Source organism: Bacteroides sp. D1 (genome assembly GCF_000157095.2).
Taxonomy (GTDB): Bacteria; Bacteroidota; Bacteroidia; order Bacteroidales; family Bacteroidaceae; genus Bacteroides; species Bacteroides xylanisolvens.
The window spans coordinates 78,619-92,036 of record NZ_JH114334.1; the positions used below are offsets into that span (position 1 = coordinate 78,619).

General features: G+C 41.6%; 9 protein-coding genes and 1 rRNA gene. 8 read left to right on the top strand and 2 right to left on the bottom strand.

Features of this window, described 5'->3' with window-relative positions; genetic code table 11:
* The first annotated feature begins 99 nt into the window (after positions 1-99).
* From rrf to BSAG_RS16255, 8 genes are all read left to right on the top strand, one after another.
* A 5S ribosomal RNA gene (gene rrf, locus BSAG_RS16285) occupies positions 100-210 on the top strand.
* A gap of 447 nt (positions 211-657) precedes the next feature.
* Positions 658-738, top strand: coding sequence for a potassium-transporting ATPase subunit F (locus BSAG_RS26160; RefSeq protein WP_073343870.1), 81 nt, complete (start codon positions 658-660; stop codon positions 736-738).
* A gap of 31 nt (positions 739-769) precedes the next feature.
* The gene (kdpA, locus tag BSAG_RS16280) at positions 770-2,476 is read left to right on the top strand and encodes a potassium-transporting ATPase subunit KdpA (RefSeq protein ID WP_004312959.1); all 1,707 of its coding nucleotides are present in this window, start codon (positions 770-772) and stop codon (positions 2,474-2,476) included.
* An 18-nt stretch (positions 2,477-2,494) separates the two neighbouring features.
* Positions 2,495-4,528: a potassium-transporting ATPase subunit KdpB gene (gene kdpB, locus BSAG_RS16275; RefSeq protein WP_004312960.1), complete on the top strand. Its 2,034-nt coding sequence runs from the start codon at positions 2,495-2,497 to the stop codon at positions 4,526-4,528.
* A gap of 16 nt (positions 4,529-4,544) precedes the next feature.
* Complete coding sequence (locus BSAG_RS16270) at positions 4,545-5,117, top strand: K(+)-transporting ATPase subunit C (protein WP_004312961.1); 573 nt, start codon at positions 4,545-4,547, stop codon at positions 5,115-5,117.
* Positions 5,118-5,238: 121 nt separating this feature from the next.
* Entirely contained in the window at positions 5,239-6,003 is a 765-nt protein-coding gene (locus BSAG_RS16265; RefSeq protein ID WP_004312962.1) for a hypothetical protein, read from the top strand.
* 83 nt (positions 6,004-6,086) lie between these two features.
* The gene (locus BSAG_RS16260) at positions 6,087-7,217 is read left to right on the top strand and encodes a sensor protein KdpD (protein WP_008640697.1); all 1,131 of its coding nucleotides are present in this window, start codon (positions 6,087-6,089) and stop codon (positions 7,215-7,217) included.
* A 19-nt stretch (positions 7,218-7,236) separates the two neighbouring features.
* A complete protein-coding gene (locus BSAG_RS16255; protein ID WP_004312964.1) occupies positions 7,237-8,676 on the top strand; it encodes an ATP-binding protein in 1,440 nt (479 codons plus the stop codon).
* Between the two features lie 79 nt (positions 8,677-8,755).
* Here BSAG_RS16255 and BSAG_RS16250 read toward each other — a convergent pair whose 3' ends face one another.
* Both BSAG_RS16250 and BSAG_RS16245 read right to left on the bottom strand, forming a co-directional pair.
* Positions 8,756-11,083: a Gldg family protein gene (locus BSAG_RS16250; protein WP_004312965.1), complete on the bottom strand. Its 2,328-nt coding sequence runs from the start codon at positions 11,081-11,083 to the stop codon at positions 8,756-8,758.
* A 12-nt stretch (positions 11,084-11,095) separates the two neighbouring features.
* Positions 11,096-13,417, bottom strand: a complete 2,322-nt coding sequence (locus BSAG_RS16245; protein ID WP_008017707.1) for a Gldg family protein — start codon at positions 13,415-13,417, stop codon at positions 11,096-11,098.
* Between the last annotated feature and the right edge of the window lies 1 nt (position 13,418).

Genomic DNA, 13,418 nt, shown 5'->3' on the forward strand with positions numbered 1-13,418 from the left:
TACGTTTAGCGGATTACTGATACAGAAACTGGAAACAGAGAACAGAAACATACTAGTAATGAACTTGAGATTTTACTTTTCATCATGTCATAACCTTATTCAGGTGGTTATAGCACGAGGGTTCCACCTCTTCCCATTCCGAACAGAGAAGTTAAGCCTCGTCACGCCGATGGTACTGCGTAACAGTGGGAGAGTAGGTAGCCGCCGTTTTAAAGAAGCCCCTTGATTCAGCAACGAATCAAGGGGCTTTCTGTTTTGGGTACTTTGCAAAATTTCTGTTTTTTGATTTATCAATGATACTTTGGTATACTTGTATTTCCTCTTTTACTACTCTTTTTTATTTTCACCTCTCTATTATATTGTTTTTCATAATAGCATAATCCATTTCAAAATGGTAGGGTGTTTTCCGTTTGTTATTCTTTTTAGTTCTTTTTTATTGTTTTGAAAATCAATAGCTTACTTACTTTTCTCTTTTTCTGGCATACCTTTAGCATTACTTATGGCAAATAATTAGGATTATTAATCATTTAAAAGGTAAAAACATGGGAATAACACTATCATTTATTTTCTGCTTGTTAAGCGGTTTCGCTTGTTTCTGGCTATTTTGGAAATGTGTAGACTGGTTTGAGAATATTTAAAGAAAAAGGAGAATTGATTATGTACACAGCATTATTCGTATTAGGTATTGCGATCTTCGGTTATTTGATGTACGTGCTCGTCAAACCCGAAAAGTTTTAAAGTAACACACACAGTTTAAGGTAAAAAGTATATGAATATAGAAATTTTAGGCGTGGTTGTTCAGATAGCCTTGATGGTGATTCTGGCTTATCCACTGGGAAAATACATTGCCAAGGTCTACAGAGGAGAAAAGACTTGGTCTGATTTTATGGCTCCTATCGAAAGAGTCATTTATAAAGTTTGTGGAATCGACCCCAATGAAGAAATGAACTGGAAACAATTCCTGAAAGCATTGTTGATTTTGAATGCTTTCTGGTTTTTCTGGGGAATGGTACTCTTGGTTTCACAAGGATGGTTGCCCTTAAATCCGGACGGCAACGGACCGCAGACTCCGGATCAGGCATTCAATACCTGTATCAGTTTTATGGTGAACTGTAACTTGCAGCACTATAGCGGTGAAAGCGGACTGACTTATTTTACTCAACTGTTCGTCATCATGCTTTTCCAGTTTATTACCGCAGCAACAGGTATGGCTGCTATGGCAGGTATTATGAAGAGTATTGCTGCAAAAACAACCAAAACGATTGGTAACTTCTGGCAATTTCTGGTAATAAGCTGTACACGTATTTTATTGCCTCTTTCTCTGATTGTAGGTTTTATCCTGATTCTCCAGGGAACTCCGATGGGATTTGACGGTAAGATGAAGGTAACTACGATGGAAGGCCAGGAACAAATGGTTTCTCAAGGTCCTACGGCTGCGATTGTTCCTATCAAACAATTGGGTACAAATGGTGGTGGTTATTTTGGTGTAAACTCTTCTCATCCGTTGGAAAACCCGACTTATCTTACTAATATGGTAGAATGTTGGTCTATCCTGATTATCCCGATGGCAATAGTACTTGCGCTGGGATTTTATACCCGCAGAAAGAAGTTGGCTTACAGTATATTCGGAGTAATGCTTTTCGCTTTTCTGGTAGGCGTATGTATTAATGTCAGTCAGGAAATGGGTGGTAATCCACGCATTGATGAATTGGGAATTGCGCAGGATAATGGTGCGATGGAAGGTAAAGAGGTTCGTTTGGGAGCCGGAGCAACAGCATTATGGAGTATTGTAACTACTGTAACCTCTAATGGTTCTGTGAATGGTATGCATGATTCTACTATGCCGCTGTCCGGAATGATGGAGATGCTGAATATGCAGATTAACACTTGGTTTGGCGGTGTAGGTGTAGGATGGATGAATTACTATACATTTATTATCATTACAGTGTTTATCAGCGGTTTGATGGTAGGACGTACGCCGGAATTTCTCGGCAAGAAAGTGGAAGCCCGCGAAATGAAAATCGCTACGATTGTAGCTCTGCTTCATCCGTTTGTCATTTTGGTATTTACAGCACTCTCAAGTTATATTTATGTGTACCATCCTGATTTTGTGGAAAGTGAAGGTGGATGGTTGAACAACTTGGGATTCCACGGTTTAAGTGAGCAACTTTATGAGTACACTTCTTGTGCCGCCAATAACGGTTCCGGTTTTGAAGGTTTGGGAGATAATACTTATTTCTGGAATTATACGTGTGGTATTGTTCTGATTTTGAGCCGTTTTATTCCTATCATCGGGCAGGTTGCCATTGCCGGATTACTGGCACAGAAGAAATTCATTCCGGAAGGTGCCGGCACATTGAAGACCGATACATTGACTTTCGGAGTCATGACATTTGTGGTTATCTTCATTATTGCTGCGCTGTCGTTCTTCCCGGTACATGCATTGAGTACAATTGCTGAACATTTAAGTTTGTAATACTGAATTAGAGAAGATATGAAAGATAATAAATCAGCTTCTTTGTTTCCAAAGGAGCAAGTTATAGAAAGTTTGAAACAGTCATTCGTGAAACTGAACCCGCGGATGATGATAAAGAACCCGATTATGTTTACAGTAGAAGTGGCTACAGTGGTCATGCTACTCGTAACGCTCTACTCCATTGTAAATTCTTCACAAGGTTCGTTTGCTTACAATATTGCTGTGTTTATCATTCTGTTTGTAACCTTGTTGTTTGCCAATTTTGCCGAAGCTATTGCCGAAGCGCGTGGTAAAGCACAGGCCGACAGCTTGCGTAAGACTCGTGAAGAGACACCGGCAAAGAAAGTGGAAGGCAATAAAATTGTTACCGTCAGTTCTTCACTGTTGAAGAAAGGAGATGTGTTTGTTTGTGAGGCCGGAGACGTAATTCCTTCCGATGGTGAGATTATTGAAGGCTTGGCTTCTATTGATGAAAGTGCTATCACCGGCGAGTCTGCTCCGGTTATTCGTGAGGCAGGTGGCGACAAGAGTTCCGTAACGGGTGGCACGAAGGTATTGTCCGATCATATAAAAGTACTGGTGACTGCTCAACCGGGAGAAAGTTTCCTTGATAAGATGATTGCATTGGTGGAAGGTGCTTCCCGTCAGAAAACCCCGAATGAGATTGCGTTGACTATTCTGCTGGCAGGTTTTACGCTTGTTTTCGTCATAGTGTGTGTTACCTTGAAACCGTTTGCCGACTATAGTCATACGGTCATCACCATTGCTTCGCTTATTTCTTTATTTGTGTGTCTGATTCCGACAACTATCGGTGGACTTCTCTCTGCCATCGGTATTGCCGGTATGGACCGCGCGCTCCGTGCCAACGTGATTACTAAATCCGGTAAAGCAGTAGAGACTGCTGGTGATATTGATACGTTGTTGCTGGATAAAACGGGTACTATCACCATCGGTAACCGTAAAGCAACTCATTTCCATACGGCTCCGGGTGTCAATTTGCACGATTTTGTAGAGACTTGTCTGTTGTCTTCCTTGTCCGATGAAACGCCGGAAGGTAAGTCTATCGTAGAACTGGGACGCGAGTCGGGCATCCGTATGCGTAACCTGAATACAACGGGAGCACGAATGATTAAGTTTACGGCTGAAACCAAATGTTCGGGAGTAGACCTGGCAGATGGAACTCAAATTCGTAAAGGTGCTTTCGACGCTATCCGTAAGATGGTGGAAGGTGCAGGAAATGAATTCCCAAAAGAAGTGGAAGAGGTCATCTCTTCTATCTCCAGTAATGGTGGTACGCCGTTGGTAGTATGTGTAAACAAGAAAGTGACCGGTGTCATTGAGTTGCAGGATATTATCAAACCGGGTATTCAGGAACGTTTCGAACGTCTGCGTAAGATGGGAGTGAAGACGGTCATGGTGACAGGAGATAACCCATTAACTGCAAAATATATTGCCGAAAAAGCCGGTGTGGATGATTTTATCGCTGAAGCTAAACCGGAAGATAAGATGGAATATATCAAGAAGGAACAGCAGGCTGGTAAATTGGTTGCAATGATGGGAGACGGAACGAACGATGCTCCTGCTCTGGCACAAGCCAATGTAGGTGTAGCCATGAATAGTGGTACACAGGCTGCGAAGGAAGCCGGTAATATGGTCGATCTGGATAACGATCCGACGAAACTGATCGAGATTGTGGAAATCGGTAAACAATTGCTGATGACACGCGGCACTCTGACCACTTTCTCTATCGCCAATGACGTAGCGAAGTATTTTGCGATCGTTCCGGCCTTGTTTATGATTGCTATTCCTGAACTGGCAGCTCTGAATATCATGCATCTGCATAGTCCTGAAAGCGCCATTCTTTCAGCGGTCATTTTTAATGCGATTATTATTCCGATTCTGATTCCGCTGGCTTTGCGTGGCGTGCAATACAAACCGATAGGTGCAAGTGCTTTACTTCGCCGTAATCTGTTGATCTATGGTTTGGGTGGTGTGATTGTTCCTTTTGTGGGAATCAAGTTGATAGATTTATTGGTAGGTTTATTCTTTTAATTAAAAAACAATAGCAATGAAAACTTTATTGAAGTCATTAAAAATAACACTTGCTTTTTGTGTCTTTTTCTCCGTGTTCTATATCCTTATCTTGTGGTTGTTTGCGCAGGTTGCAGGTCCTAATAAGGGAAATGCCGAGGTAGCTACGCTGGATGGGAAAGTAGTGGGAGCAGCTAATGTGGGCCAGATGTTTACAAAAGATATTTATTTCTGGGGACGCCCGTCTTCTGCCGGTGACGGATATGATGCTACGAGTTCTGCAGGTAGTAATAAAGGTCCTACGAATCAGGAATATCTGGATGAAGTGAAAGCGCGTATTGATACTTTCCTTGTACATCATCCTTATTTAGACCGTGCGGATGTGCCTGCCGAAATGGTTACAGCCAGTGCTTCGGGGCTAGATCCTGATATTACTCCCCAATGTGCATACGTACAAGTGAAGAGAGTGGCACAAGCACGCGGATTAACAGAAGAACAAGTAAGAGCGATTGTTGATAAAAGCATCGAAAAACCGTTCCTGGGATTGTTGGGAACAGAAAAGGTGAATGTGCTGAAATTGAATATAGCTCTTGAAGAAAGTAATAAGTAGATGAAGATCAGGAGCAGCGTTCCTGTCCGAATCGTTTGGGTGATACCAGCGGTTCAAATAAACAGGGGGGGATGGGGCGCTGCTTTTTTACAGGAACATAAAATAGAATTAGATAAGAAGTATGAAAAGTTTTTTTAGTAAAAAGAGTATTTTAGGAACAATGGCTGTAGCGGCCGTATGTATGTTGGGAACTGGCAATGCACAAGCACAAGAGTTTACTATACAAGGTGATTTGGTAAGTTCGTATGTATGGCGTGGTATTTATCAGGGGGGGGCCGCTTCTTTTCAACCGACTTTGGGAGTTAGCGTAGGTAATTTCTCACTTACTGCATGGGGATCAACCAGTTTGAGTGAGAGTAATAAAGAAATTGACCTCACTGCAGCTTATAAGTTTGGTGAAGCAGGACCGACACTTTCAGTAGCCAGTCTTTGGTGGAACGGACAAGCTGATGTAGCTAATGGAGAACTAACAAATGATTATTTCCATTTTAAGAGTGGCGACACCGGACATCATTTTGAAGCAGGATTAGCTTATACGCTTCCTGTTGAAAAATTTCCGTTGTCTATTGCATGGTATACCATGTTTGCCGGTGCTGACAGAAAGATGACTGACAAGGGGGAAGAAAAACAGGCATATTCTTCTTACGTAGAACTGAATTATCCGTTCAGCGTAAAAGGGGTAGACTTGAATGCTACCTGTGGAGTGGTTCCTTATGAAACTCCGCAGTATAATGTGAATGGTTTTGCAGTGACGAACCTTGCTTTGAAAGCAACGAAAGCTATCAATTTTAATGATAAGTTTTCATTGCCTATATTTGTGCAAGCTATATGGAATCCGCGTTTGGAGGATGCCCATCTAGTATTTGGCGTAACTTTAAGGCCATAAAATAAACTCATGAATTTTTGTGAACCCGTGGTGATCGTGATGATTGCTACGGGTTAGGATGTTTAAAATAACAGAGCAACATAATGGATGATAGAGAACAAAGTGTACAGCATTTTCTGGATCTGATAAAGAGATCTCAGCGAGGTAAGTTTAAGGTCTATATCGGTATGATAGCCGGTGTGGGAAAGTCATATCGTATGCTTCAGGAGGCACATGAACTGTTGGAAAATGGTGTGGACGTGAAAATCGGCTATATCGAGACTCATGGACGTGTCGGGACGGAAGGGATGCTACAAGGACTTCCTGTCATTCCGCGACGTAAAATCTTCTATAAGGGAAAGGAATTGGAAGAAATGGATTTAGATTCTATTATTCGCCTTCATCCCGAAATTGTGATAGTGGATGAATTGGCACATACCAATGTGGAAGGAAGTCTGAATGAGAAACGTTGGCAAGATGTAATGACATTGTTGGATGAAGGAATCAATGTGATTTCGGCAATCAATATTCAGCACATCGAAAGCGTGAATGAAGAAGTGCAGGAGATTACGGGGATTGAAGTGAAAGAACGAGTGCCCGACAGTGTGCTTCAGGAAGCGGATGAGGTGGTGAATATTGACTTGACGGCAGAAGAACTGATTGCCCGTTTGAAAGCGGGAAAGATCTATCGTCCGGAAAAGATTCAGACAGCATTGGATAATTTCTTTAGAACCGAGAATATTCTTCAATTGCGTGAGTTGGCTCTGAAGGAAGTGGCGTTGCGGGTAGAAAAAAAGGTGGAGAATGAAGTGATGATGGGAGTAGCCGTCGGACTTCGGCATGAGAAGTTTATGGCTTGTATCAGTAGTCACGAGAAAACACCCCGGCGAATTATCAGAAAGGCGGCAAAGTTGGCAACCCGGTATAATACTACTTTTATAGCTTTGTATGTTCAGACTCCGAGAGAGAGTATGGATCGAATTGATTTGGCCAGTCAACGGTATTTGTTGAATCATTTTAAACTGGTGGCGGAACTTGGGGGAGAAGTTGTCCAGGTGCAGTCGAAAGACATTTTGGGGAGCATCGTCAAGGTTTGTAAAGAGAAACAGATATCGACAGTGTGTATGGGAACTCCTAATTTGAGGTTGCCGTACGCAATTTGTTCTATACTGGGATATAGAAAGTTTTTAAATAATTTGTCGCAAGCTAATGTAGATTTGATTATACTTGCATAATATTAATCGTATGAACGTTATGAATATTAAAACGAAACTGATTCTTGGCATTGGGATGTTGGCAGGAATGATTATTTTGTTGGTAACACTTTCAGTAGTGAATCTTCAAACTCTGACTGCGACAGAGCCTGATAGTCCTGCTGCTATGCCTGCCTTGGAACGTGCATTGCTATGGATCTCCATAACAGGGGGAATCTGTATCTTGACCGGACTGATATTGCTTTATTGGTTACCTCGTTCTATCAGCAAGCCGATTAAGGAACTGAAAGAAGGAATTCTTGAAATAGCCAATCATAACTATGAGAAGCGTCTCGACATGAGTGACAATGAAGAGTTCCGTGAAGTGGCTGACAGTTTCAACCGGATGGCGGAGCGTTTGACTGAATATCGTGCCAGTACTTTGTCGGATATTCTTTCTGCTAAAAAGTTTATAGAAGCTATTGTTAACAGTATTAACGACCCGATTATCGGTCTGAATACAGAACGTGAGGTTTTGTTTATCAATGATGAAGCCTTAAGTATTCTGAATATGAAACGGGAGAATGTGATTCGTAAATCGGCAGAGGAACTTTCTTTGAAGAATGACCTGCTCCGTCGACTAATTCGTGAGTTGGTGACGCCAAGCGATCAGAAAGAGGCTTTAAAAATTTATGCGGATAATAAGGAAAGTTATTTTAAGGTCTCTTATGTCCCGATCATTAATACGGAGGCTGAAAAAGGGGAACCTCGCAAACTGGGTGATGTCATTTTACTTAAGAATATCACGGAATTCAAAGAACTGGATTCTGCCAAGACTACATTTATTTCAACGATCTCTCATGAATTGAAAACTCCGATTGCTGCTATTATGATGAGTCTACAACTGCTTGAGGATAAGCGTGTCGGTGCACTGAATGATGAGCAGGAACAGCTTTCAAAGAGTATCAAGGAGAATAGCGAACGTTTGTTAAGCATCACCGGAGAATTGCTTAACATGACGCAGGTGGAAGCTGGTAAATTACAGTTGATGCCGAAGATCACCAAACCGATTGAATTGATTGAGTATGCGATTAAAGCTAATCAGGTGCAAGCGGATAAGTTTAATATTCAGATAGAAGTGGAGTATCCGGAGGAGAAAATCGGTAAACTGTTTGTCGACAGCGAGAAGATTGCTTGGGTATTGACGAATCTGTTAAGTAACGCTATTCGTTATTCAAAAGAAAACGGGCATGTGGTTATTGGTGCCAAACAGGATGAAAACTGGATTGAATTGTATGTCCAGGACTTTGGCAAAGGCATTGATCCGCGTTATCACAAAAGTATCTTCGACCGTTATTTCCGTGTACCCGGAACGAAAGTGCAAGGTAGTGGCTTGGGGTTATCTATTTCCAAGGATTTTGTGGAAGCTCATGGCGGTACGCTGACGGTAGAGAGCGAATTGGGTAAGGGGAGTCGGTTTGTGATGCGGTTGAAGGCATAGTTTTGAAGGAGTCTATGAAAGAATTAGACTTCCGACAGGCATGAAATCTGCTTGCCGGAAGTTTCTCTGTTCTCTCTTTTTATCGTTTTCTTCTCCTCCAGCATATCCAAATACCACACAGACCAATAATAAATGGGATGCCATAGCAATAGATAATTTTGATAGTAGATAGATCCATAGGAGTCAGGCTGATATCTTTGTCGAGATAAGGGGCTCTGGAAGAAGATACCGGAAATTTATTATAGCATAGCCAACGGAATGAACCGGGAATCATATTGAAGTTGAATGAATAGATACCCGGTCTTGAGCTTTTTTGTAGTTCGGCATTGCTGAAACAGTCTGCATCCCCCAACACAATGATCCGTTGTTTTTTATCTTTGGCTTTAATCTTGCGGGTTAACGCTATTGCCGTGGGATAGGCTCCTAACTTTTCACCTTGAAGAGAGTCTAATGAAAGGGAGTCATTCAAAAAATCTTTTGTTTGATACTCAATCCATGTCTGTTGGGCGTTGCTTTGTAATAAAACTATTGGATGGAATTTTGTTGTATCGACAACTTCCAGAGCAACAGCCGATGGCATGGTGACTGCACTATGCTTCTGCCTGTCAACCATACGTTTGTAGAAGCCTCCTATACTGTCGGCGGCTATCTGGGTAGCTTTCGCGAGAACGAGGTCTCCGGGATTAACATCAGAAGGTTGTGCAATGATTCCCGGCAACAGTTTTAAACCAACTTTCCGGAGTAAAGGATTCATTACTTCCTGACGTCCGACGTCGCCCATAATCATCATATTACCTCCGCGTTCAAGAAAACGGTCTATGATTTCTTGTTCTTTGGAACTCATGGAAGAACGCATTTCAGCAATAAGTAATATATTGATATTACTTGGTATATCATTCATATCCTTTAGATTCAGTTCCACCAAATCAAAACCTTGATTAATCATGGAATAACGAAAGCGTCCATGTGTGGCGAAAAGTGAGTAATCCTGATCTCCCTTTTTAGTGGTGGAACGTTCCTGATGTCCTGTGATGGCGCCTACCTTCACAGGAGTAACAAGCATTTTCTTCAATGCTGCGGAGATTTCTGTTTCAGAAGGGTGATATTCCATATCGTCGAACAAACGAAGGCGGGCTTGTTCACCGGAGCCACGTTCAACAACCCGCACAAATCGATAATTTTCTTTAGCCAAGTCTATTTTTTCTTTCAGTTCTTCGGCGCTTTTAAGCTTTTTAGGATTGAAGTTCTTCTTCTTGGCAACTTCATAAGCTATCTCACGAATGTTTTTATTCGGATATTGGCGATAAAGGGTGCTGTCTTTCGGTGTAGAGTAATAGTAAACATACTCCATTTTTATCTCTGGTTTGAAACGTGTGTACATTTTGAAGCGTGCCATATCCTCTTTTTGCTCTCTTGGAGAAGCGACATCAAATTCTTTATCGAAAATATTGACGTAAGTTGTGATCGTCATAGGTCCGGACAATTGCTCCATTACTTTCTGGCTTTCTTCTGAAAGTGTACGTTGTTTGCTGCGGGTAGCATCATAAAAGCCCATCATTGCCGGACGGGAACTGACAAAGCCGATAACTATAATGGTACATACAGCTAAGGCATAGCGCATTGTTTTTGAAAAGAGTGAGCGACGTGTTTTTTCATTATTCAGTTTAATGACCGATAGCCAGAGGAATAATAAAATTACGGCAAGGAAATAGATAACGTCATCGCTACATATCAATCCTCCAACCATCTCACTGGCACGTCCTTTAATGGATAGCCAATAAGTAATTTCTCTAAAGAATATGGACTCCTGTCCAATTCCTCCCACATAATTGAGAAATGCTAATGCGGAAAGGGTGGCAACAGCTGCCACAACCTGGTAAGATGTGAGTGTGGTCATAAAGAGACCGATAGAACAATAGGTCAGTATCAACAGAAACATGGATAACAATCCCGCCAAGATAAGTGTAATATCGACATGCGGCACGGAGATAAACATTACGATTGTCGGTAGGGCAAGGATGATGACAAAGATTAGGGCAAATACCACCATTGAAACAAACTTGCCGGTAATGATTTGAACACTGCTTACCGGTGATGAATAAAGTAGTTTGATAGAACCTGATGAATATTCACGACTCATTAAATTCATGGTTAATAAAGGAATATACAGATAAATGGTTTCTTGTATTACTTCATATATTCCTTTGAGACCAAGGACAAAACCGGCTGTGACGCTAAAAGTGATCGTGTTGCCCAATGCTTTTATTTTTACTATTTCCGTCAGGATATTCATAAAGTCGAATCCTACCTGGCATGTAAATGCGACCAGCAGCAACCATGCGACCGGTGAGTAAAAGAGTACCGCTAGTTCGGTACGGGCTATTCTAAGTATAAGTCTTAAGTTCATCTTTTTCTCTTATTAATTTCTTCTGCGGAAAAACCAGATGCCAACTCCTATAAGTAAGAGGATAGCTGGTATAATGATTATGAAAATAGTTTTCATTGTACCAATATCTTTCACTCCGATCGAAAGTTTATTGTCGGTACAATGGGGACGGCGTATGTCGATTGGAAATTCTCCTCCGGAAAGCCAGCGGAAGCTTTCGATAATCAGATTAAAGTTTCCTGATCTATATCCTTCGCGTGAAAGAGTCAGTTCGGTGTTGCTTATGCAATCCGCATCACCAGAGATGATAATACGCTGCTCTTTATCTTTCAGTTGGCGTGAAAGGGCATAGGCTGTGATATAGGTTTGTTCTTTCTCTCCTGCCGAAGCATTACATTCTACTGGTGATTCCTGTAAATCTGTTTGTTCTTTTTCAATCCATACACCTTTGGCATTTGTTTCAAGAATCGGAGTATATTGGAAGCCGTAATCGTTGTCGGAGCATGTAAGGGCTACACATCCGGGCATAGAGACACGTAAATCATATTTGGGAAAATCATCTTTGAATCCGAATGTAAGTTTTCCCGATTCACGGGTTGCCTTGGCTAGAATCAGATTAGGAGAGAAATCAGCGGAAGATTGTGCCAGTTGGTATTCTTCCATTTTGATACCGAGTTTGCTTAAAAAAGGATTCATAACTTCTTGCCTGCCTGTATCGGTGAGAATAAATAAATTACCTCCACGAGCCAGGTAAGCCTCCAGTTGATTTTCTCCTTTTTCAGTAAGCGGAGTTCTCATTTCTGCAAGAACCATAATATTGATTAGGGAAGGAATGGTGTCTCCGTGAGAAATGTCGATCTCGCAGACATCAAAGCCTTGATTAATTAAGGCGGCTCTAGAATATTTCTCAATGGAGAAGTTGCTATAATCGCGGTCACCGGATTTGGACACCTCACGTTCACCGTCTCCTTTGATAAAGGCAACAGTGGGAGGAGTTGAAATCATCTTTTTGATGGCTGCTGTAATTTCCGCTTCGGATGGCGTTGCATCCATATCTTCAAAATCACGGATGAAGGTACGTTTTCCATCTTGCGTTTCCATAATGCGAACAAATGTATTTTGTTCTTCACGCAGGTCGATGATTTGGCGGATTTCTGCCGGGGATTTGAATAAATGAGGATTCAAGTTATAAATCATGGTCATATAATCACGCATCTCATCTACTGTTTTGCCTTGAAACTTAGGATTATTTGCAACGCCGTTGGGGGCGAAATCATAATAATAGACATATTTCACTTGCAGGTCCGGTTTAGCGAGACAATAAGGTTCGAAGATTGTTTCATTCGCTTTCTTCATGATAGGGAGGTAGCGATATGATTTGTTATCAAGTAGGTTAACATAATTGGTAATAGTTACCGGTCCTGTCAATTTTGCTAATACGTGTTGGCTATTTTCGGTAAGTGAGTTTAGTCTAGTGCGTGTTGTATCCCATACCTTAATCATTCCCGGACGTGAAGTGAAATAGCCAATTGCCATTGCTGCGACAAAAAATCCCAGATAGCTGATTGCTTGCCGGAAACGACTGATAGTGCACCGGTCGGATGTAAGTTTGAAAGTGGTAAATGTCAGGAAAAGGGTTACTACGACCACGAAATAAATCACATCTTCACTCCGGATTACTCCATTCAGCATATCGATTGTTCTTCCGTTTATTGACAGCCAATAAGTCAGTTCGCGTATAAGATCGTATTCCTGGCCGATACTTCCTACGAAATTCAGTATAGCTAATATAATAAGAGTCCCAACTGCTGCTACTACTTGATAAGTCGTGAGTGAGGACATAAAGAGCCCGATAGCGCAATAGGCGCATATTAATAAATAGAGTCCTAGAAGGGCGACTAGTACAGGAGCCCAATCAAAAGAAGGGATTACCAAACTGCCATAAATAGCACTGGCTATCGGGACAAGCATCAGACAGCAACCAAATCCGATGGCTGCAAGATATTTACCTAATACGATCTGACCACTGGTGACTGGGGATGAATATGCCAGTTTGATTGAACCCGATGCCGTTTCGCGACTGATGAGTCCCATTGTCAACAATGGAATATAGATGTATATGTTTGATACGACGGAGGACAAAAAGCCGTAACTACCTAAGAAGCAGATACCGCTCAAAGATACTTCCTTGCCGCCTGACAGATCATAGTCGGTCACTATATTCTCCATCAATGACGTAAAACTTGCTGTTGTCAGGAATGAGAAAACAATCAATATGAACCATGCAATCGGCGAATAGAATAAAATAGCCAGATCGGTTCGGGCAATACGCATTATAATCTTTAAATCCGTCATG

What these genes read in the sequence shown, in the direction of transcription:
- BSAG_RS26160 (WP_073343870.1), top strand. Translation starts at nt 658, where the DNA reads ATGTACACAGCATTATTCGTATTAGGTATTGCGATCTTCGGTTATTTG.
- kdpA (WP_004312959.1), top strand. Translation starts at nt 770, where the DNA reads ATGAATATAGAAATTTTAGGCGTGGTTGTTCAGATAGCCTTGATGGTG.
- kdpB (WP_004312960.1), top strand. Translation starts at nt 2,495, where the DNA reads ATGAAAGATAATAAATCAGCTTCTTTGTTTCCAAAGGAGCAAGTTATA.
- BSAG_RS16270 (WP_004312961.1), top strand. Translation starts at nt 4,545, where the DNA reads ATGAAAACTTTATTGAAGTCATTAAAAATAACACTTGCTTTTTGTGTC.
- BSAG_RS16265 (WP_004312962.1), top strand. Translation starts at nt 5,239, where the DNA reads ATGAAAAGTTTTTTTAGTAAAAAGAGTATTTTAGGAACAATGGCTGTA.
- BSAG_RS16260 (WP_008640697.1), top strand. Translation starts at nt 6,087, where the DNA reads ATGGATGATAGAGAACAAAGTGTACAGCATTTTCTGGATCTGATAAAG.
- BSAG_RS16255 (WP_004312964.1), top strand. Translation starts at nt 7,237, where the DNA reads ATGAATATTAAAACGAAACTGATTCTTGGCATTGGGATGTTGGCAGGA.
- BSAG_RS16250 (WP_004312965.1), bottom strand. Translation starts at nt 11,083, where the DNA reads ATGAACTTAAGACTTATACTTAGAATAGCCCGTACCGAACTAGCGGTA.
- BSAG_RS16245 (WP_008017707.1), bottom strand. Translation starts at nt 13,417, where the DNA reads ATGACGGATTTAAAGATTATAATGCGTATTGCCCGAACCGATCTGGCT.